Source organism: Variovorax sp. RA8 (assembly GCF_901827175.1).
GTDB lineage: Bacteria > Pseudomonadota > Gammaproteobacteria > Burkholderiales > Burkholderiaceae_C > Variovorax.
In genome coordinates this window covers 2,259,017-2,279,034 of sequence record NZ_LR594662.1, presented here as the reverse complement: position 1 = coordinate 2,279,034, position 20,018 = coordinate 2,259,017, and the positions used below count along the sequence as shown (strand labels likewise).

Here is a 20,018-nt window from a genome sequence, read left to right as displayed (position 1 = left end):
CCGGGCCTGGTCCGTATCATCGATCGGCCATGTATCAAGTCCTCCGCCCGTCCCGCAGCGAATTCGTCCCCATCCGCAACCTGCGCTACCACGTCCGCATCTGGGGCACGCCTTCTCCGGCGCGCCCTCCCCTCGTGCTGCTGCACGGCTGGATGGACGTGGCCGCGTCCTGGCAGTTCGTGGTCGATGCCCTGGCCGCGGAGCGCCACGTGATTGCCCCGGACTGGCGCGGCTTCGGCCTGACCGAGGGCGGCGCCGTCGACAACTACTGGATGCCCGACTACCTCGCGGACCTCGACTGGCTGCTCGACCACTACGCCGGCGACACGCCCGTCGACCTGGTCGGCCACAGCATGGGCGGCAATATCGCGATGCAGTACGGCGGCGTGCGGCCCCAGCGGCTGCGCCGCCTCGTCAACCTCGAGGGCTTCGGCATGCCCCCCCTGGAGCCGGCTGAGGCGCCCGGCCGCTACGGCAAGTGGATCGACCAGCTCAAGCGCCTGCACCGCGGCGAGATGGCGCTGGCCAGCTATACCGGCCCCGACGGGGTGGCGCGGCGGCTGATGAAGACCAACCCGCGCCTGTCGCAGGACAAGGCCGACTGGCTGGCCGGCCACTGGTCCGTCGCCCGTACACCGGCCGAGGGCGGCGAGCGCTGGGAGATCCTGGGCGACCCGGCGCACAAGATCGTGAATGCCAACCTGTTCCGTGTCGACGAGGCGCTGGCGCTCTACGCCGCCATCCAGGCCCCGGTGCTGGCCGTGGTGGCCTCCGACGACAGCCTGGGCCACTGGTGGAAGGGCCGCTACACCCTGGCCGACTTCCAGGAGCGGCTGAAATCGGTGCGCAATGTGCGCCTGGAACGGCTCGAGGAAGCGGGCCACATGCTGCACCACGACCAGCCGGCCCGAGTCGCGGCGCTCATCGAGGCATTCATGGCGGACGAAGGGCCTTGACGGGCGTGAGAAAATCCCCGGTTTACCCCCGAACACCGTCAGGATTCCCCATGGATGCAGAGCAAATCAACCAAATCGGCGCAACCCTCGCAGACCTGAGCGCCAGGACGGCCGACCTACGGAGGTATCTTTGACTACGATGCCAAGGCCGAACGTCTGAGGACGGTCAACGCATCGCTCGAAGATCCCTCCGTCTGGAACGACCCGAAGAAGGCCCAGGAGCTGGGCCGTGAAAAGAAGGCGCTCGACGACGTGGTCGTCACGCTCGACCGGCTCACCAGCGGGCTTTCGGACAACACCGAGCTCTACGAGATGTCGAAGGAGGAAGGCGACATGGATGGCCTGCAGGCCATCGCCGACGACGCCGCCAAGCTCGAGGAAGACATCAAGCAGCTCGAGTTCCGCCGGATGTTCAACAACCCGGCCGACCCGCTCAACGCCTTCATCGACATCCAGGCCGGCGCCGGCGGCACCGAGGCCTGCGACTGGGCCAGCATGCTGCTGCGCCAGTACCTGAAATACGCCGAGCGCAAGGGCTTCAAGACCCAGATCGAGGACGAGACCCCGGGCGACACCGCGGGCATCAAGGGCGCCACCATCAAGGTCGAGGGCGAGTACGCCTTCGGCCTGCTGCGCACCGAGACCGGCGTGCACCGCCTGGTGCGCAAGTCGCCCTTCGACTCTTCGGGCGGGCGCCACACCAGCTTCGCCAGCATCTTCGTCTACCCGGAGATCGACGACTCGATCGAGATCGAGATCAACCCCGCGGATGTGCGAGTGGACACCTACCGCGCCAGCGGCGCCGGTGGCCAGCACATCAACAAGACCGACTCGGCGGTGCGCCTCACGCACATCCCAACCGGCATCGTGGTGCAGTGCCAGGACGGCCGCAGCCAGCACAGCAACCGCGACGTCGCCTGGAAGCGCCTGCGCTCGCGCCTGTACGACCACGAGATGCGCAAGCGCCAGGAAGAACAGCAGAAGCTGGAGGACAGCAAGACCGACGTCGGCTGGGGCCACCAGATCCGCAGCTACGTGCTGGACAACAGCCGCATCAAGGACCTGCGCACCAATGTCGAGATCTCGGCCACCCAGAAGGTACTGGACGGCGACCTCGACGCCTTCATCGAAGCCTCGCTCAAGCAAGGCGTATAAAAAATCCCTGGAGACACTTTGATGTCGATGCTCATGCGTGATGCCCAAGCCGAGCCTGTCGCGATCCGCCGCGAGGACTACCGCGCTCCCGCCTACTGGATCGACACCGTCGACCTGACCTTCGACCTGGACCCGGCCAAGACCCGCGTGCTCAACCGCATGCGCCTGCGCCGCAACCCCGAGGTCGCGCCCGAGCCGCTGCGCCTGGACGGCGACGAGCTCAACCTGGCACGCGTGCTGGTCGACGGCCAGGGCGCCTCCTTTCGCATGGAGGCCGATCAGTTGGTGATCGACAACCTGCCCGACGCGTTCGAGCTCGAGCTCTTCACCACCTGCGCCCCCGCCAAGAACACCAAGCTCATGGGGCTGTTCGTGAGCGAGGACACCTTCTTCACCCAGTGCGAGGCCGAGGGTTTCCGCCGCATCACCTACTTCCTCGACCGTCCCGACGTGATGGCGAGCTACACGGTGACGATCCGCGCCGCCAAGGCCGCCTACCCCGTCCTGCTGTCGAACGGAAACCTGGTCGAGCAGGGCGAACTGCCCGAGGGCCGCCATTTCGCCAAATGGGTCGATCCCTTCCGCAAGCCCAGCTACCTGTTCGCGCTGGTGGCCGGCAAGCTCGTGGCGCGCGAGCAGCGCATCAAGGCCCGCAACGGCAAGGAGCACCTGCTGCAGGTCTATGTGCGTGCCGGCGACCTCGACAAGACCGAGCACGCGATGAACTCGCTGGTCAACTCCGTGATGTGGGACGAGGCCCGCTTCGGCCTGCCGCTCGACCTGGACCGCTTCATGATCGTCGCCACCAGCGACTTCAACATGGGCGCGATGGAGAACAAGGGCCTGAACATCTTCAACACGAAGTACGTCCTGGCCAACCAGGCCACCGCCACCGACGCCGACTACGGCAACATCGAGAGCGTTGTCGGCCACGAGTACTTCCACAATTGGACCGGCGACCGCGTGACCTGCCGCGACTGGTTCCAGCTCTCGCTCAAGGAAGGCCTCACGGTGTTCCGCGACCAGGAGTTCAGCCAGGACCTGTGCGTCGACGCTTCGGCGCGTGCCGTCAAGCGCATCGAGGACGTGCGCGTGCTGCGCACCGCCCAGTTCCCCGAGGACGCAGGCCCGATGGCACACCCCGTTCGGCCGGACAGCTACATCGAGATCAGCAACTTCTACACCGTCACCATCTATGAGAAGGGTGCCGAGGTGGTGCGCATGATGCAGACGCTGGTCGGCCGGCAGGGCTTCGCGCGCGGCATGACGCTGTACTTCGAGCGCCACGACGGACAGGCCGTGACCTGCGACGACTTTGCGCAAGCCATTGCCGATGCAAACCCCGATTCCGAGCTCGCGCACCGCTTGCCGCAGTTCAAGCGCTGGTACAGCCAGGCCGGCACGCCGCGGCTGGCCGCCCACGGCGTGTACGACGCCGCGCAGCGCACCTACACCCTGAGCTTCGCGCAGAGCTGCCCGCCGACGCCGGGCCAGCCCTTCAAGGAACCCTTCGTGATCCCGGTCAACCTCGGCCTGCTCGACCCCGACGGGCGCGAGCTGCCGCTGCAGCTGGCCGGCGAGGAGGCCCCGGGCGCGGGCACGCGCACCCTGGTGCTGACGCGCGCCGGCGAGCAGTTCACCTTCATCCATGTCGACGCCGAGCCGGTGCCCTCGATCCTGCGCGGCTTCAGCGCGCCGGTGATCCTGGAGTACGAGTACAGCGACGCCCAGCTGCTCGCGCTGCTGGCGCACGACGCCGACCCTTTCAACCGCTGGGAGGCCGCCCAGCGCCTGGCGCTGCGCGCCGCGATCCAGGCGATCAACGCGCCGGTTGCGGGCGCAAGCGAAGCACCGCTCAACGAGGCCTGCCTGGAGGCCATGCGCCGCGTGCTGCGCGACCCCGCGCTCGATGCCGCCTTCAAGGAACTGGTGCTCACGCTGCCGTCGGAAACCTACATCGCCGAGCAGTTGGAGATGGTCGATCCGCAGCGCGTGCATCTCGTGCGCGAGGCCATGCGCGCCCAACTCGCCGCCGGCCTCTTCGCCGACTGGGAGCAGGCTTATGAGGAGCACCGCGACACCGGCCCTTACAGCCCCGACCCTCGCTCCTCCGGCCGCCGCGCGCTGGCCGGCCTCGCCCTGTCCTACCTCTGCCTGGCCGCGCGCGCCACGGGCGATACGGTCTGGCCCGGCAGGACGCTGCAGCGCTTCAAGGACGCCGGCAACATGACCGACCGCTTCAATGCACTCCAGGCACTGGTGTCCTCGGGCCACGCCCTGGCGGCGCAGGCCCTGGCGCGCTTCCACGCGATCTTCAAGGACGAGGCGCTGGTCATCGACAAGTGGTTCTCGCTGCAGGCCGGCGCCCCCGACCGCGGCGGCGACATCCTGCCGCTCGTCAAGCAGTTGATGAAGCATCCCGACTTCTCGCTCAAGAACCCGAACCGCGCGCGCAGCGTGATCTTCAGCTACTGCAACGCCAACCCGGGTGCGCTGCACCGCCCCGATGCCGCGGGCTACGTGTTCTGGAGCGAGCGCGTGATCGAGCTCGATGCCATCAACCCGCAAGTCGCTGCGCGCCTGGCGCGCGCTCTCGACCGCTGGAGCAAGCTGGCCGAGCCCTACCGCAGCGCCGCGCGCGAAGCCATCATGCGCGTGGCGGCCAAGCCCGATCTCAGCAAGGACACGCACGAGGTCGTCACGCGTGCGCTCGCCGGATAAGCCATACCCCGAATCGACAGGTTCCCTCTGGAGTTACTGAATGCCCAAGAACGTTTCGCTCACCCGCTACCTCATCGAACAGCAGCGCGCCGACGGCCTCATTCCCGGCCAGCTGCGCCTTCTGCTCGAAGTGGTGGCGCGCGCCTGCAAGAGCATCAGCCAGGCCGTCAACAAGGGCGCGCTCGGCAATGTGCTCGGCTCGGCCGAGAGCGAGAACGTACAGGGCGAGGTCCAGAAGAAGCTCGACATCATCGCCAACGAGGTGCTGATCGAGGCCAATGAATGGGGAGGCCACCTCGCGGCCATGGCCAGTGAGGAGATGGACAGCATCTACGTGGTGCCCAACCGCTACCCGCAGGGCGAATACCTGCTGCTGTTCGATCCGCTGGACGGCTCCAGCAACATCGACGTCAACGTCAGCATCGGCACCATCTTCAGCGTGCTGAAGAAGCCCGAGGGCTCGCCCGGCGTGCAGGAATCCGACTTCCTGCAGGCCGGCAGCATGCAGGTCGCGGCCGGCTACTGCATCTACGGCCCGCAGACGACGCTGGTGCTGACCGTGGGCAGCGGCGTCGCGATGTTTACGCTGGACCGCGAGCAGGGTTCCTTCATGCTCACGCAGGAGGACATCCAGATCCCGGCCGACACCAGGGAGTTCGCCGTCAACATGAGCAACATGCGGCACTGGGACGCCCCGGTAAAGCGCTACATCGACGAATGCCTGGCCGGCAAGGACGGCCCGCGCGGCAAGGACTTCAACATGCGCTGGATCGCCAGCATGGTGGCCGACGTGCACCGCATCCTGATGCGCGGCGGCGTCTTCCTGTACCCCTGGGACAAGCGCGAACCCGAGAAAGCCGGGAAGCTTCGCCTGATGTACGAGGCCAACCCCATGAGCTGGCTGGTCGAGCAGGCCGGCGGCGCCGCCACCAACGGCCGCCAACGCATCCTCGACCTGGAGCCCACCAAGCTGCACGAGCGGGTGGCTGTGGTTTTGGGGTCGAAGAACGAGGTCGGACGGCTGACCGGGTATCACGAGCCGCTATAATCGCGGGCTTAGCCGGTGTAGCTCAGTCGGTAGAGCAGCTCATTCGTAATGAGAAGGTCGGGTGTTCGATTCATCTCTCCGGCACCAATCGCAGCAAGGAAACCCTGCTATCAAAGCGATAGCAGGGTTTTTTGTTTGTGAAGGGTTGTAGGCAATCTGTAGGCAAATCGCCCGAAAGGCTACGCCTTCGCTTGAAAACGGCCTTCCAATGTGGAAGGCCGACGCCATGCCTAGAAGCACCCACAAAACGTGAAATCTGCCGCGCCAAGTCGGGAGCGTCCGCGCTACTCTTCATCCCCAAACAAGAGAGGAGAAGAACCACATGCATAGACGCTTTCCCAACATAGTTGCACTAGCTTGACTAGGGCCTGGGGTTTCGTTAACGCTGAGCCCACGCCGCTGGTCAGCAAGTTGACCTGTGTCCCTGTTCAGTCTCGGCATGTACCGGTTAGGACAAGACGTGTAGTCGCTGGAACAAGCAGTTCAAGACCTGAGCCGCATCGTCAAGATTTCCGGCTCGGTGATGAAGAGCAACACCATCTATCAGTGCAGACGCGAACTGAAATCAAGTGATGTGTTTTGCTCATCAGAACAGAGCAAATGAGGCGGACAGTTCGGCTAGGCTGCGCTGCCCCCGGAAATTCGTAGAGCTTAGGTCTAGAGTCCGATCAACCCGAAATGGAGATCGGACCGATGAAGAAGCGATACACCGAGGAACAGATCATTGGCTTCCTGCGTGAGGCCGATGCGGGCATGCCGGTCAAGGAGCTGTGCAGGAAGCATGGCTTCAGCGAGCCGAGCTACTACGCCTGGAAGGCTAAGTTCGGTGGCATGAACGTCTCGGACGCGCAGCGCCTGAAGTCGCTGGAGGCAGAGAACACTAAGCTGAAGAAGCTGCTGGCCAACTCGATGCTCGAGATCGACGCCATGCGCGAGGTGCTCAAGGGAAAGTGAAGGCCGTGGCGGCGCGGCGCGAGGTCGTGCGGCAGTTTCGGGGTCTGGGCCTGAGCGAACGCCGGGCCCTCAGGCTGGTGGGCATGAGTGCCAGCACGCTGCGCTACGAACCCCGCGACGACGGCAATGCGGCCTTGCGCGAGCGCCTGAAGGAGCTCGCGGGGCAGCACCGCCGCCACGGCTACCGCATGCTGCACAGCCGGCTGCAAATCGACGGTTGGGCCATCAACGTGAAGCGCACCTACCGGATCTATCGCGAAGAGGGCTTGATGGTGCGAAAGCGGCGGCGCAAGAAGCTGCCGGTGCCAGAGCGCCAGCCACTGGTACGCCCGACACAACCCAACGAGGTGTGGAGCATGGACTTTGTGTTTGATGAGCTGGCCAATGGCCGGCGGGTAAAGACGCTGACGGTGGTGGACGACTGTTCCAAGGAGTCGGTGCAGATCGTTGCCGACACATCGATCCCCGCGCTGTACGTGACGCGCGTGCTAGACCAGGCCAAGGCCGAGCGGGGCTTGCCCAAGGTGATCCGCACCGACAACGGCCCGGAGTTCGCCGGACGCACGATGCAGACCTGGGCGGCGAAGAACGGCGTGGAGCTGCGCTTCATCCAGCCCGGCAAGCCGGTGCAGAACGCCTACATCGAGAGCTTCAACAGCCGCTTCCGCGACGAGTGCCTGTCGCAGCACTGGTTTGCCAGCTTGAGCCACATGCGCAGCGTCATCGACAACTGGCGCGAGGACTACAACCATCGCCGGCCGCACAGTACCCTGGGGTACGTGCCGCCGGCCGTGTTCGCCGCGCGTTGCTGCCAGCTCGCTGGCAGCAACGCGCAAACAGTCGCATCAACTACGATGCAAACCCCTGGACTCTAGATCGAAGTGCTACGAATGCCGGGGGCAGCGCAGGTGTTCCCTGCCGCGTCGAACCCCGGTGCGGACGTGCCACGCCTGACGATGCGGCAGACGCAATGCCTGCAACTCGTCAGCGAAGGCAAGTCCAGCAAGCAGATCGCGCAGATGGGATGGCTCCATGATCGATAGAAAGACTTGCTGGGGAGAAAACAGGAACGCATATTCGCCCGGTTCCCCCGCCCCGTCTCTCGCCGTCGGCCTCATCGCATGGTTCATGAGGATGAATCGAGACAACGAGAGCGGGCTTGCGCAGAACGTGTTCCGCTGGAGCACGGCACCTGGATGCACGTGGATGCCCGCGTGGCCCATGCTCAACCATGGAGCTTCGGCGGGTCCGGATAGCGCGCAGTCAGCCTTCGAACAAACTCTGCTCTCGATAAAGCGACTCGTGTTTTCCTTCTTGCATTGTCGACATGCCTATCCAGGCAAGGCTTGCGCAAGTGCTCCAGCGCGCGCGGCCAAGCGCAAGGAAGATCACCCATGAATTCTTTCAATTGCTTCGGCGATGGGACATAGTCGGTTTCCAGAATCAGCAGTCCAATCATTTTGGTCTCGTACAGTTTCCCCGCCGCTTTCCAGTTCCGCATCGGGGTCAACAGATTCTGACTTTCGTTGGGCGCCAGGGTCTTGACGAATTCGGCCATCTCCTCGTAGGAGTCATATTCCTGCAGATCAAGCAGCGTGCCCTGGTGCGAGCGCAGGGAGAGACTCTTTACGGCGCACACAAACGCAACCGGATCGAGATCTGCATCATCAGACGAGAAGAAGGCATCGGTCGTCACAAGCTTGTCGACGAGAGGACGACTCTTCGGCAGTTCTGGAGTCTCGGGGGTCAATTTCTGCGGATTCTGAGACGCCATCAAGCGCGCCTCGACTTCGTCCAGATCGAGGGTCCGGATTTGCGGCGCTTCCGGCGGTTGCGACTTTGGGAGCGTAGAGCCATGCAAGCGCGCCAGCTCGACCGGTGGCACGTTGCCGGCGAATGGCCAGGATCGCTTGCCAGGCGGAGAGCCGACTTCGGGGAGCTTGCTTGAAGACGGCGACCCGATGTCGGGCAGCAGGTAGGAATCCAGGCGCTCAGAACCGGGCTTCAACCATTTGTCCATGAACGGTGGAAGGGGCAACTGGAGCACGCGATACGCATCGCGCTCCACGATCGGGGGCAATTGGTTTGGGAAATCGGAAGGGTACTGCCCGTGCCCCACGGGCACGACGTGTTGGACACGAGGCAGCGCGGTCGGTTGGAGATATGCCGGAATGTACTGGCCCTGATGGGAAATTTCTACAACTTCGCTCTGCTGAAGGGTTGAAGTGCCTGGGGAGCGCGAGATCAACGGTGGCTGGCAACCCATGCCGGTCATGCGCTGCGTTCTACTCCTTGGAGTACTCATGGGACCTCAGCCTTTAAAGAAGAGACGGGGAAGGTTCGACGCCACCATCCTGCGGCACCAGCAGCATGCGCCGCCACAGGCGATGCCGCTCGGCATGGGTGTTCAGTTCCTCGCCCAGCGTGACCTGGTCAAGCGCCGCACGGGGCCAGGTCTCGGACAGGAAGACCTCGCGTGTCTCGTGATTCACGGTGAGCGTGCACACGGATTGCTCCTGCGCAGGATGGGGCAGCACGTGCGACCACGCCTCGGTGCGCTCGGACAACCAGGCGACTTCCTGCATCGATCCCGGCACGCTGTAGAGGGTGACCTCCTCGCGGCTTTCGTCTTCCTGAAGATGGATCAGGACATCCGTATCGACGAGCAGCGTGCGGGGCGTGCGGGCTGGCTCGCCTGCGTGCGCCCCAGGATCGGGGCCCAGCAAGGATTCGATAGCTGACATGGCATGGCAGCGACGCCGCAAGGCGGCAGTCGTTCTCTGAAGTTATAGGTCCATGTGGGTAACGCAAGCCATGCCCCGGTTCCCTCCCCGCCATTAACGATGGTGCATTGCCGCCCCGCCGCGCCGGTTCGTCGCCCCGCCCCGCCGGAAGAACGCAGCCCAGTCGCTGCGCTCCCGCGCGGCATGCCAGTCGCGCAGGTCGTCGGCCCGCGTCACCAGCCGCAACGCATCGGCGCTGGGCAGCGCCTTCGAGCTGTAGAGAAAGCGCAGCTGGCACTCGCCCATGGCGATCGCGTCGCCGTTCTGCAGTGCATGTTCCCAGATGCGCTCGTTGTTGACGAAGGTGCCGTTGAAGCTCTCCAGGTCGGTCAGCACGAAGCGGTCGCCGGTCCAGTGGATGGTGGCGTGGCGCCGGCTCACGCCCAGGCTGTCGATCTGCACGCCGCACTCGGGATCGCGTCCGATCGTGGTGACCTGGCCATCGATGTTGACTTGCCGCACACTGCCGTGCCTGGCGAGGATGATGAGTCTGGACATGTATTTTTGATGCTCGCTGTTTGATTGAATCTGAGTGCTTTTCGGCTCAGTCCCGCGCTTCCTGAAGGGCGCGCAGCAAACAGGCGTATTAAAAATTTCTCGTTTATGTCGGCGGCTTGCGCACAACACGTTCAAACGCTCGCGCTCGGCCAGGTTTCGTAGCGCTGCGCCTGCTGGGGCGGGCGTTCCTTGTCCTCGGCCTTCGCCGCCAGGCGCCTCTCGGTCATCCAGGCGACCACGATCTGGACGTAGGCCTGCCGCCAAACCTTCTTCGACATCGCGTGGTCCACGCCGGCCATCAGGCGGTGGGTCACGGAGTGCGCGTACTTGAAAGCGGCCAGGTAGTTTTCGATCACCGGGTGCGGCACGATGGTGTCGTGCTCCGACTCGACGATGAGCACGTCGCCGAAGAAGTCCTCGCAGGCGGCCAGCGCGCGGTTCTTCTCGGGTTCGATGGTGGTCTGGCGGTACAGGGTCAGGTCGTCGCCGTTGAGCCGCCGCTTCGGCTGCTCCCAGTTCTCGTCGCGGTAGATGGCCGGCACGCGCAGGCCCAGCCAGCGCACCGGGCGCAGCGAGGTCAGCACGGCCGCGAGGTAGCCGCCGTAGCTGCTGCCGATAACGGCGACGGCCTGGGGGTCCACCGCCGGATGGCCGACCAGCGTGTCGTAGGCGGCCAGCACGTCGCGCAGGTTGTCCTCGCGCGTGACGGCCTCGCGCTGCGCGACGTGGCGGGCGTGGCCGCGCAGGTCGAAGGTCAGGCAGATGCAGCCCAGGGCCGCGAGCTCGTGGGCCAGTGTGATGTCCTGCTGCTGACTACCATCCCAGCCGTGCACCAGCAGCACGCCGGGCACCATGGTCGACGCAGCGACCAGCGTGCCGGCGATGTGCACGCCATCTACGGGAATGTCGATCAGTGCATGTCGGGTGGGCATCAGGGTTCGACCACGGTGTACTTCGTGATCGGGCCGACACTGGCATCCACGCCGCTGAAGTACACGCACGCATTGGGCGGCGGCACGACGCCTTCGCCGTAGATCTCGAAGCAGGAGGCGTTGACCGCACGGCGCTCCGGCTGCTCCTCGAAAACCTCGAGCGCCGCGATTTCCGCGCCGCTCGCACCACCCACGCGCCAGGACTGCTCCAGCACGCCGGAGCACCAGCGCCCTGCGCTGCTCTCGCCCTGCGCCACGTCGTAGTTGATGCGCGAGGCGAAGAAGCCCGGGAACGCCGCGAGGACCGTGCTGTGCAGGCTGCGCGCCTGCTCCACGGCGAGGCGGATCTCCTCGGGAAAGCTCAGCTCCAGCAGCGCATCGAAGTCGCCCCGTGCCACCGTGAGGTCCGAGCCGCCGTAGACCTTGTGGCCCTGGTTGTCCGTCGTCATGCGTTGCCAGCCGTAGTAGCTGGCAATGGCCCGGCCCACGTGCACCTGGCCGACGCTGTAGGTCACGGGTTGCTCGAGGTTCTCTTCCAGCACCAGCCCGTGCTCGGCGATTTCCGCTGCATCCAGGGCTGCGATGCACGCCTCCAGCGCCTGCGGGTCGCGCACCACCTGCTGCCCACGGCCGCCGGTCGCGCGCACGGGCTTGACGCGCACGGCGCCCTGTTCCAGCAGCCGCATGCCGGCGCGGCTCGCATCCTCGCGGGCAAAAACCGAGAAGCCCTGCAGCACCGCATGCGCGACCTGGCCGGCGAAGCCGTGGCTCCATCCGGGCGGCGCCGCGGCGGCCGGATCGATCAGCGGGTGCACCAACGCCTTGGTGAGCACGAAGGGATGGGGCACCACGCCTCCGAACAGGGCGTGATGGCTCGCGATGCCGAGCGCACTGGGCAGCGCGTCGCCGACCAGCGTGTCGCTGGGCACGAAGTACACCGGCGCGGGATAGATGCGCGCGTTGTCGTACTCGCCCTCGAAGCGCGACTTCTTGAGCCGGGCCAGCCGCCAGGCGAGCTGGGCGCGGGTCGCGCGCTCGTGCTCGCTGGCGTACGCATGGTGGTCCGCCGTCAGCGCGACCACGGTTCCTTCGAGGCCGAGCTCGGCGAGTTCGGCCCCTTCACCGGCGAGTGTCTGGCCTCCGCCGGGCAGCGCGCTGAAGATGGGTGTGTCCATGGCGATCATGCTGTGCGATTGCGCGGCAGAAATCAACATTGCCGCACGGGTGGCGGCGTTTTCCTACACCCCGAGGCGGCGCTGACAGGCGTGAAAGCACGCGCGGCACGGCGCTACATGAAAGCATGTCCGTTTCATTCGTAAGGAGCCGCATGTCGAATTCGCAGAACGACCGAAAGGGTCAGACCGAGCACAACAAGGCCGGTCACCAGGCCGCCACCCAGCGCAACGAGCCGAAGCGCACGCCGGAGAGCCGCAACGATCGCGAAAGCCAGGTTGGCTCGGCCAACCAGTCGCAGGCGCGCCGGGGGCCCTCGGGCGGGCACTGAAGCCCGGCGCCGGGCAAGTTACAGCAGGTCCTTGAGCTTCGCCCGCAGCCGGCTGATGGCCTGGCTGTGCAGCTGGCACACGCGCGACTGGCTGACCTCGAGGATGGCGCCGATCTCGCGCAGATTGAGCTCCTCCTCGTAGTAGAGGTTGAGCAGCAGCCGGTCGCGCTCGGGGAGCTCGGCGATGGCGGCCACCAGCTGGTGCCGGAAGCCGCTCTCCATCAGCTGGGCCAGCGGGTCGTCGCTGGCGCCGCCACGCTCGCCGCGCGCCTCGCTCGCATGACGGTCGAGGAACGGACTGTCGCCCTCGCCGTCCTGCGAGAAGTCCTCGACGTAGAGCAACTGGCAGCCCTGGATCTCCTGCAGCAGGCCCTGGTAGGCCTCCAGCGTCATCTTCAGCTCCTTGGCGATCTCGCCCTCGGTGGGCGCCCGGCCCAGCCGGTGCTCCAGCGCCTGGATCGCGCCTTCGACCTTGCGCGCCGACTGGCGCAGGCCGCGCGAGCCCCAGTCGTTGGCGCGCAGCTCGTCGAGCATGGCGCCGCGGATGCGCTGGCTGGCAAAGGTCTCGAACTGCGCGCCACGGTTGTCCTGGTAGCGCGTCGACGCATCGAGCAGGCCGATCATGCCGGCCTGGATGAGGTCGTCGAGCTCCACGCTGGCAGGCAGCTTGGCCAGCATCTGCAGCGCCATGCGCCGCACCATGGGCTGGTGCTGCTTGAGCAGATGGGACTTTTCAATGGTTCCCTGTGCGGTGTACACGGTCGTCCTTTTCCTTCTCCGGGTGCCGCGGCCTCAGCAGGCCTCGGCGGTGTTCGTGCCCTGCGTCCCGGGCGCGGGTTGCGGCGCGAGGCTTGCGCCCGGGCGCCAGGGCCACTGGCCCATCTCGTCGGCGATGCGACGGAAATCCGCCGCCGCCGGGCTGGCGGGATAGGCCTCGACCACGGTGCGACCCAGCCGCCCGGCGTCGCCCGCGTGCGTCTCGGCACGCACGAACCCGGCCGGCTGAAGCGAGACCGCGAGGTAGCGGCTGCCGGCTTGGGCCAGGTTGTGCATCACCTGCTGCGCTGCCCCGGGCTCGGCCACGCCGTTGACCAGGAAGCGCAGTTGGCGCAGCGCATGCGCGTAGTGCAGCCGCTTGATGCCCGCGTAGGTGGCGGTGATGGAGGCCGCGTGCGGCTGCATCACCAGCACCAGCTCATCGGCCGCCTGCGCCAGGGCGGAGAGACGGCCTTCACCGTCGAGTGCGGCGTCGACCAGGATCACGTCGCCGTCCCACAGCGTGCGCGGGTCGGGGCTGCCGGCCGGCGTTCGCGGCACCGCCGGCAATACGTAGACGCCGCAGGGCGCGCGCGCGGCTGCACCCTCCAGGGTGAGGCGGCGGCTGGCCACATCGGCCAGCGTTCCAAGAGGATCGACCGACCAGGCGGCCGAGACGGTGCCCGCCCGCGTGCCATGCTCGTCCAGCAGCAGCACCTCCCTGCCCTGGTATGCCAGGGCCGCGGCCAGGTTCATCGCCACGGTAGTGACGCCGAGCCCGCGCCCCATGCTGGCGAAGGCGAACACACGGGTGCGGGTCTGCGCCAGCAGGCGGCGCAGCCCGTCGGCCTGATCGAGTACCAATCTGCTCACGTACCCAGCGCCTCCAGCAACAGGAACATCTTGGCCACGCCCTCGTAGAGCACGTTGCCGGTGGGTGCGCGGTCGGGCCGCAGGCGCCGGCCGGTCAGCTGGCTCAGCAGCGAGCGGGTGCGGCCCGCCCATTCCCCTTCGGCGTGCAGCAGGCGCCACACGGTGGTGCTGGCCTGGCCGGCGATCAGCACGCGCTTCATCATGTGCGGGTCGCCCAGCTCGCCCATGCCGCCCACCAGCTGCAGGCCCTGGCGGATCAGCCGGAAGCAGGGCTCGGCCTCCGCCGCCCAGGCCTGCCACTGCGCGAGCTGCGCCGCGCCGACCTCGCTGCCGATGTTCGACAGCAGGTAGCCCTGCGCGAGGATCTTGCGGCTCTTCGGCTCCATCACGCGCGTCACCACGCAGCGCAGGGCAGGCAGCCCATGCTCGCCGCGCAGCAGCACCTCGGCGTGCGCCTCGGCCTGCAGCGCCGGCTTGCCCTTGAAGCGCACCGGGTGCGCCTCGCCGAAAGCCAGCGCCAGCCGCGCCAGCGTGCCGCGGCCGCCGGCCGCGTCGACGATGGCGGTCGAGCCCGGCGCACGCGCCAGCCAGGCCAGGCCGCGGGCCTGGAGCTCGCCCATGAATTCGATGGCGGGCAGGCGCGGCAACGCATGCACCACCGGCTTGCCGAAGTCCTGCTGAGCCACCCACTGCAGCGGGCGCAGCCCGGCCCTGCGCGCCGCCGCGACAGACGTGCCCGCACCGGCAGTGGAGAGCCACTGGTTGGGCGCGGCCAGCGGCCGTCCATCGCGATCCGACAGCAGCAGGCTGCTCTCGCATCCATAGGCATCGCCGCCTTCGTTCGACTTGAGGCCGAGTTGCCCGCCGAGCGCCAGCACGTGGCGGTCGCAGCCGGTGGCGATTTCGCTCCATGCATGCGCCTTGAGCGACTGCAGCACGGTCTTGTGCAGCACGTTCTCGTCGGCCGCCATGCGCCACAGCTCGCGCGCCGCGTCGAAGCCCAGGTCGGCATCGGTCAGCGCCTTCGCGGCCCACGCCACCTCCTGCGCGTCGTGGGCCATGGCATGGATCAGCTGTTGGTACTTCAGCCGCAGGCGCTCGGTCTCGGCCTGCGCCTGCGCTACTTCCGACGCGTCCTCGGCGGCGGCCGGCCTGTCTTGCAGGTCGCTCTCGCCGGGCACGAAGAGCGCGCTCGGCGCCTTGGCCTGGAACACGCTGTCGACCAGCGCGGCGCGGTCGGCCGGCGCCAGGTTCTCCGGCACCTTCTGGCCGCTGGAGACGTAGTGCACCGGCAGCCGGTGGCGGATCACGGTGTCGATGAGCGCACCAGGGTGCGTGGCCTCGTCCACCTTGGTGAAGATGCAGCCGGCCAATTCGTTGCCGCTCGCGCCGTGGCGGTAGGCATGCACCACCTCGTTGAGGGTGTCGCCATGGCTGGCGGCGTTGAGCAGCAGCAGCCGCTTCACCGGCCGCGGGCTGCTGCCGAGCATGGCGATCTGCTCCGAGACGGCGCGGTCGCGCTGGCTCATGCCCACGGTGTCGATGAGAACCATGTGCTTGTTGCGCAGGTCGTTGAGCACCAGTTGCAGGTCGGTCGCGTCCTTCACCGCGTAGACCGGCACGTTGAGGATCTGGCCATAGATGCGCAGCTGCTCGTAGGCGCCGATCCGGTAGCTGTCGGTGGTGACCAACGCCAGCTTGTCGGCGCCGAAGCGCATCACGCAGCGCGCCGCGAGCTTGGCGGTGGTGGTGGTCTTGCCGACGCCGGTGGGGCCCATCAGCGCATAGACGCCGCCCTGGGCCAGCAGTGCATCCTCGTCCTGCATCACCGGCACGGTGCGCACCAGTTCCGAGCGCACGAAGGCCATGCCCTCGGCATAGCTCTGGCCGGCGGGCAGGTGCTCCAGCATGGCCTTGGCCAGGCGGGCGCTGAAGCCGGCGCCAAGCAGCGTGCGCAGCAGGCGCCCGCGCATCGGGTCGCGGCGCTGGCGGTCGTTCCAGACGACGGTGGCCAGCTGTTCCTCGATCATCCCGCGCATGGAGTGCAGCTCGCTGAGCACCGGGTCGGCGTGGCGCGCGGCGGCGGCCGGCGCCTCGACGGCAGGCTCGGTCGGGAGGACGTGCGCAGCCGGCAGGGCCCGTTGCAGCAAGGGCGTGACGGGCACCGCCGGCCGAGAAGGCATGGCGGGCACGAAGGGCATCTGGGGCATCGAGGGCACAGGCATGGGCGCGGGCATCGCAGCGGTCGCGATGGGCTCAGGCGCCGGCACGGCGGCCGCGGGCACAGGCGCCGGGGCCGGTGCCGGTGCCGGCGCAACAGCGGACGCCACAGGCGTCGCGTGCTCCGCCACCTGCTCCATTTCCTCCGGCGCCATGGCGACGATCTCCACGCCCTCGGCGACGACGCGGTTGGTCAGCACCATCGCCTCCGAACCCAGCGCTTCGCGGGCCAGCCGCAGGGCTTCGCGGCTGGTGGCGGCGACGAACTTGCGTGCGGCGCTGCGCACGTCCGTGATGATGTTCAAACTCTTCCTCCGATGGTGGCGGTGATCTTGATGTGACGGGAATCAGGGATCTCGGCATGCGAGAGCACCTTGAGCTGCGGCAGGCTGCGCCGCAGGAAGCGAGAGAGCAGCACGCGCAGCGAGTGCTGCACGACCAGCACCGGCACCAGGCCCATCTGCTCCTGGCGCGCGATCGCGGCCTGGGTCTGCGCGAGCAGGTTGTCGGCCAGGCCCGGCTCGATGCCGCTGTTGTTGGTCATGGCCTGCTGCAGCACGCCGTCGAGCGCGGCGTCGAGCCCGAGCACCTGCAGCTCCGAATCGCCCGGGAACAGCTGCTGCACGATGGCGCGGCCCAGCGCCAGGCGCGTGAGCGAGGTCAGCTCGGTGGCGTCCTTGACGGTCGGCGCGTGCTCGGCCATCACGTCGAGGATGGTGCGCATGTCGCGGATCGGCACCTCCTCCTCGAGCAGGTTCTGCAGCACCTTGTGCAGCGTGCTCAGCGAGAGCACCTTGGGCACCAGGTCCTCGGTCAGCTTGGGAGCGGTCTTGCCGACCTGGTCCAGCAGCTGCTGCACCTCCTGGCGGCCCAGCAGCTCGGCGGCGTGGGTCTGGATCAGGTGGTTGAGGTGCGTGGCCATCACCGTGCAGGCGTCGACCACCGTGTAGCCGAAGACCTGCGCCTGCTGGCGCTGGCTGGCGTCGATCCACACCGCGGGCAGGCCGAAGGCCGGGTCCTGGGTCGGTGTGCCGGGCAGCGTGCCCGTGACCTGGCCGGGATTGATCGCCATCCACTGGTTCGGATACGCCTCGCCGCGCCCGATCTCCACGCCCTTGAGGCGGATGATGTAGCTGTTGGGCTGGATCTCGAGGTTGTCGCGGATGTGCACCACCGGCACCAGGAAGCCCAGCTCCTGCGCGATCTTCTTGCGGATGCTCTTGATGCGGCCCAGCAGCTCGCCCTGCTGCGACTGGTCCACCAGCGGGATCAGCCGATAGCCGACTTCCATGCCCAGCGGGTCGACCAGGGCCACGTCATCCCAGGTGGCCTCGGCCGCCTCGGTCGCCGGCGCGGCGGCCGCGGCCTTGGCGGCAGCCGCCTGCTCGGCCGCCTTCTGCGGCGCGCGCAGCAGCAGCCGGCGGCCGAACCAGGCGAGGCTGCCCGCGATCAGCAGGAAGGCCAGGTTCGGCATGCCGGGAATCATGCCCATCAGGCCGATGATCGCGGCCGTGAGGAACAGCACCTGCGGGTTGGAAAAGAGCTGGCCGGTGAGCTGGCGCCCCACGTCCTCGTCGGTGGTCACGCGCGACACGATCACGCCGGCCGCGGTCGAGATCACCAGCGCCGGGATCTGCGCCACCAGGCCGTCGCCGATGGCCAGCAGCGTGTAGGTCTTGCCGGCAGTCGAGAAGTCCAGCCCGTGCTGCACCACGCCCACCACCAGCCCGCCGATGATGTTGATCACCATGATCAGCAGGCCTGCGATGGCATCGCCGCGCACGAACTTGCTGGCACCGTCCATGGAGCCGTAGAAGTCGGCTTCCTGCGCGACCTCGGTGCGCCGCTTGCGCGCCACGTCCTCGCCGATCAGCCCGGCGTTGAGGTCGGCATCGATCGCCATCTGCTTGCCGGGCATGGCGTCGAGCATGAAGCGCGCGCCGACCTCGGCGATGCGGCCCGCGCCCTTGGTGATGACCATGAAGTTGATCAGCACCAGGATGATGAAGACCATCACGCCGACCGCGAAGTTGCCGCCCACCAGGAAGTGGCCGAAGGCCTCGATCACCTTGCCCGCTGCGTCGGGGCCGGTATGGCCGTGCATCAGCACCACGCGGGTGGAGGCCACGTTGAGCGACAGGCGCAGCAGTGTGGAGAACAGCAGCACCGCCGGGAAGGCGGCGAAGTCCAGCGCCTTCATGGTGTACATGCTGACCAGCAGCACCATCACCGACATCGCGATGTTGAAGGTGAACAGCAGGTCCAGCAGGAAGGGCGGCAGCGGCAGCACCATCATGCTCAGGATCATGATGATGAGGATGGGCCCTGCCAGGCCCTTCATGTGGGTGCCCGAGAGGCTCTGCGGCGGCAGTCGCAGGAAAGTGGCGATCGCGTTCATGCAGCCTGCACGTTGTATTCAAGGTCCTGGGGAATGGGCAGATCGCCCGGCGTGCGCGGCGCCTCGCCGCCCTCGGCCTGCCAGCGCTTGAGCCGGTAGACCCAGGCCAGCACCTCGGCCACTGCCGTGTAGAGGCCGGCAGGAATCTCGTCGCCCAGGCGCGTGTTCTTGTAGAGCGCGCGCGTGAGCGGCGGCGCCTCGAGGATCGCGACCTTGTTCTCCCGGGCGATCTCGCGGATGCGCTCGGCCACGCGGTCCGTGCCCTTGGCCACCACGCGCGGCGCGCGCATGTCGCCGTCGACGTACTTGAGGGCGACCGCGAAGTGCGTGGGATTGGTGACCACGATGTCGGCCTTGGGCACCTCGGACATCATGCGGCGCTTGGCCATCTGCTGCTGCTGGCGGCGGATCTGCGCCTTGATGTGCGGGTCGCCCTCGCTTTCCTTGTGCTCCTGGCGCAGGTCCTCGCGCGACATGCGCAGCTTGCGGTAGTAGCTCCACAGCTGCCAGGGCACGTCCACCAGTGCGATCAGCAGCAGCGCGGCGGTGATGAGTGCGCAGTTGCGCGCCACGAGCAGGATCATCTGCGGCAGCGCGGCGCGCTCGGACTGGGCCATCAGCGCGTTGACCTCGTCCATGCCATCCATGATCACCAGCCAGGCCACGCCGCCGATCAGCAGCGACTTGGCCAGTGCCTTGAACAGTTCGGCCAGCGACTGGGTGGAGATCAGGCGCTTGATACCCGCGATGGGATCGAGCTTGTCGAACTTGGGGCCCAGCGCCTGGGTCGAGAACAGCCAGCCGCCGAGCATCAGCGGCGCCACCAGCGCGGCCAGCACGAGCATGCCCATCAGCGGCGCCGTCGCGATCAGCGCCTGCATCGCGAGCAGCCCGGCCTGCGTCAGCATGAAGGAGGTGTCGAAGGCCGCCGCACGCTCGAAGCGCAGTCCGTGGATGAACGATGCCTGGAAGTGCCGGCCCAACGGCCCGGACAGCGCCCACAGGCCGGCGACAGCGGTGGCGAGCAGAACGAAGGTGACCAGCTCGCGAGAGCGGGCCACGTTGCCTTCTTCGCGCGCCTTCTCCAGGCGCCGCGGCGAGGCCGGTTCTGTCTTTTCGAGATCGCTTTCTTCAGCCATTCCTGCTCCGGGAGAGCATCGGCGAACATCGCCGAGTCGTGGCTGATTATTGGATTCGGGGGCGCTGGACAATCCCTCGAT

General features: G+C 67.1%; 17 protein-coding genes and 1 tRNA gene. 8 read left to right on the top strand and 10 right to left on the bottom strand.

Annotated elements, in window-relative coordinates; all coding sequences use genetic code 11:
- Window positions 1–29: 29 nt before the first annotated feature.
- The 7 genes from E5P3_RS10865 (at window position 30) to E5P3_RS36455 (ending at window position 7,877) form a co-directional block, all read left to right on the top strand.
- On the top strand, window positions 30–956 hold the full coding sequence (locus E5P3_RS10865) for an alpha/beta fold hydrolase (RefSeq protein ID WP_162585981.1): 927 nt from the start codon (window positions 30–32) through the stop codon (window positions 954–956).
- A 50-nt stretch (window positions 957–1,006) separates the two neighbouring features.
- Window positions 1,007–2,111 (top strand): peptide chain release factor 2 gene (gene prfB, locus E5P3_RS10860; protein ID WP_162585980.1). Its coding sequence is split into 2 segments (ribosomal slippage): window positions 1,007–1,087 and window positions 1,089–2,111, totalling 1,104 coding nucleotides; the frame shifts between segments, so codons are not numbered across the junction.
- 27 nt (window positions 2,112–2,138) lie between these two features.
- The gene (gene pepN, locus E5P3_RS10855; protein ID WP_162589635.1) at window positions 2,139–4,832 is read left to right on the top strand and encodes an aminopeptidase N; all 2,694 of its coding nucleotides are present in this window, start codon (window positions 2,139–2,141) and stop codon (window positions 4,830–4,832) included.
- A gap of 40 nt (window positions 4,833–4,872) precedes the next feature.
- Window positions 4,873–5,880 (top strand): class 1 fructose-bisphosphatase, encoded by a 1,008-nt coding sequence (locus E5P3_RS10850; protein ID WP_162585979.1) that lies wholly within the window; start codon window positions 4,873–4,875, stop codon window positions 5,878–5,880.
- A gap of 11 nt (window positions 5,881–5,891) precedes the next feature.
- A tRNA-Thr gene (locus tag E5P3_RS10845) sits at window positions 5,892–5,967 on the top strand.
- 606 nt (window positions 5,968–6,573) lie between these two features.
- A protein-coding gene (locus tag E5P3_RS10840; protein ID WP_162584305.1) for an IS3 family transposase occupies window positions 6,574–7,709 on the top strand; the annotation gives its coding sequence in 2 pieces (ribosomal slippage) (window positions 6,574–6,826 and window positions 6,826–7,709; 1,137 coding nt in all).
- Between the two features lie 15 nt (window positions 7,710–7,724).
- On the top strand, window positions 7,725–7,877 hold the full coding sequence (locus tag E5P3_RS36455) for a LuxR C-terminal-related transcriptional regulator (RefSeq protein ID WP_162585978.1): 153 nt from the start codon (window positions 7,725–7,727) through the stop codon (window positions 7,875–7,877).
- A gap of 182 nt (window positions 7,878–8,059) precedes the next feature.
- Here the strand turns inward: E5P3_RS36455 and E5P3_RS10830 are convergent, their stop codons facing one another.
- From E5P3_RS10830 to E5P3_RS10810, 5 genes are all read right to left on the bottom strand, one after another.
- Window positions 8,060–9,109 (bottom strand): hypothetical protein, encoded by a 1,050-nt coding sequence (locus E5P3_RS10830; RefSeq protein WP_162585977.1) that lies wholly within the window; start codon window positions 9,107–9,109, stop codon window positions 8,060–8,062.
- A 43-nt stretch (window positions 9,110–9,152) separates the two neighbouring features.
- Window positions 9,153–9,578, bottom strand: coding sequence for a type III secretion system chaperone (locus E5P3_RS10825; protein WP_162585976.1), 426 nt, complete (start codon window positions 9,576–9,578; stop codon window positions 9,153–9,155).
- 93 nt (window positions 9,579–9,671) lie between these two features.
- Complete coding sequence (locus E5P3_RS10820) at window positions 9,672–10,115, bottom strand: FHA domain-containing protein (RefSeq protein WP_162585975.1); 444 nt, start codon at window positions 10,113–10,115, stop codon at window positions 9,672–9,674.
- A gap of 131 nt (window positions 10,116–10,246) precedes the next feature.
- Window positions 10,247–11,047: an alpha/beta hydrolase family protein gene (locus E5P3_RS10815; protein ID WP_162585974.1), complete on the bottom strand. Its 801-nt coding sequence runs from the start codon at window positions 11,045–11,047 to the stop codon at window positions 10,247–10,249.
- Complete coding sequence (locus E5P3_RS10810; RefSeq protein ID WP_162585973.1) at window positions 11,047–12,222, bottom strand: DUF3182 family protein; 1,176 nt, start codon at window positions 12,220–12,222, stop codon at window positions 11,047–11,049. Before E5P3_RS10810 ends, E5P3_RS10815 begins: the two co-directional genes overlap by 1 nt.
- Before the next feature lie 152 nt (window positions 12,223–12,374).
- Between E5P3_RS10810 and E5P3_RS10805 the strand changes: the two genes are divergently transcribed.
- A complete protein-coding gene (locus E5P3_RS10805; protein ID WP_174263061.1) occupies window positions 12,375–12,551 on the top strand; it encodes a hypothetical protein in 177 nt (58 codons plus the stop codon).
- A gap of 18 nt (window positions 12,552–12,569) precedes the next feature.
- Here the strand turns inward: E5P3_RS10805 and E5P3_RS10800 are convergent, their stop codons facing one another.
- Genes E5P3_RS10800 through flhB form a run of 5 tightly spaced genes read right to left on the bottom strand, consistent with a single transcriptional unit; the run spans window position 12,570 to window position 19,937 of the window.
- The gene (locus E5P3_RS10800; protein WP_162585972.1) at window positions 12,570–13,310 is read right to left on the bottom strand and encodes an RNA polymerase sigma factor FliA; all 741 of its coding nucleotides are present in this window, start codon (window positions 13,308–13,310) and stop codon (window positions 12,570–12,572) included.
- A 33-nt stretch (window positions 13,311–13,343) separates the two neighbouring features.
- Window positions 13,344–14,180 carry a MinD/ParA family ATP-binding protein gene (locus E5P3_RS10795; RefSeq protein ID WP_197893954.1) on the bottom strand — a complete coding sequence of 279 codons (837 nt, stop codon included), beginning with the start codon at window positions 14,178–14,180 and terminating at the stop codon, window positions 13,344–13,346.
- Window positions 14,177–16,705: a flagellar biosynthesis protein FlhF gene (flhF, locus tag E5P3_RS10790; RefSeq protein ID WP_162585971.1), complete on the bottom strand. Its 2,529-nt coding sequence runs from the start codon at window positions 16,703–16,705 to the stop codon at window positions 14,177–14,179. Before flhF ends, E5P3_RS10795 begins: the two co-directional genes overlap by 4 nt.
- On the bottom strand, window positions 16,702–18,798 hold the full coding sequence (gene flhA, locus E5P3_RS10785) for a flagellar biosynthesis protein FlhA (protein ID WP_162585970.1): 2,097 nt from the start codon (window positions 18,796–18,798) through the stop codon (window positions 16,702–16,704). The genes flhF and flhA overlap by 4 nt, the downstream gene beginning before the upstream one ends.
- Entirely contained in the window at window positions 18,795–19,937 is a 1,143-nt protein-coding gene (flhB, locus tag E5P3_RS10780; protein ID WP_162585969.1) for a flagellar biosynthesis protein FlhB, read from the bottom strand. Before flhB ends, flhA begins: the two co-directional genes overlap by 4 nt.
- Window positions 19,938–20,018 lie beyond the last annotated feature (81 nt).

What these genes read in the sequence shown, in the direction of transcription:
- E5P3_RS10865 (WP_162585981.1), top strand. Translation starts at nt 30, where the DNA reads ATGTATCAAGTCCTCCGCCCGTCCCGCAGCGAATTCGTCCCCATCCGC.
- pepN (WP_162589635.1), top strand. Translation starts at nt 2,139, where the DNA reads ATGCTCATGCGTGATGCCCAAGCCGAGCCTGTCGCGATCCGCCGCGAG.
- E5P3_RS10850 (WP_162585979.1), top strand. Translation starts at nt 4,873, where the DNA reads ATGCCCAAGAACGTTTCGCTCACCCGCTACCTCATCGAACAGCAGCGC.
- E5P3_RS36455 (WP_162585978.1), top strand. Translation starts at nt 7,725, where the DNA reads ATGCCGGGGGCAGCGCAGGTGTTCCCTGCCGCGTCGAACCCCGGTGCG.
- E5P3_RS10830 (WP_162585977.1), bottom strand. Translation starts at nt 9,109, where the DNA reads ATGACCGGCATGGGTTGCCAGCCACCGTTGATCTCGCGCTCCCCAGGC.
- E5P3_RS10825 (WP_162585976.1), bottom strand. Translation starts at nt 9,578, where the DNA reads ATGTCAGCTATCGAATCCTTGCTGGGCCCCGATCCTGGGGCGCACGCA.
- E5P3_RS10820 (WP_162585975.1), bottom strand. Translation starts at nt 10,115, where the DNA reads ATGTCCAGACTCATCATCCTCGCCAGGCACGGCAGTGTGCGGCAAGTC.
- E5P3_RS10815 (WP_162585974.1), bottom strand. Translation starts at nt 11,047, where the DNA reads ATGCCCACCCGACATGCACTGATCGACATTCCCGTAGATGGCGTGCAC.
- E5P3_RS10810 (WP_162585973.1), bottom strand. Translation starts at nt 12,222, where the DNA reads ATGGACACACCCATCTTCAGCGCGCTGCCCGGCGGAGGCCAGACACTC.
- E5P3_RS10805 (WP_174263061.1), top strand. Translation starts at nt 12,375, where the DNA reads ATGTCGAATTCGCAGAACGACCGAAAGGGTCAGACCGAGCACAACAAG.
- flhA (WP_162585970.1), bottom strand. Translation starts at nt 18,798, where the DNA reads ATGAACGCGATCGCCACTTTCCTGCGACTGCCGCCGCAGAGCCTCTCG.
- flhB (WP_162585969.1), bottom strand. Translation starts at nt 19,937, where the DNA reads ATGGCTGAAGAAAGCGATCTCGAAAAGACAGAACCGGCCTCGCCGCGG.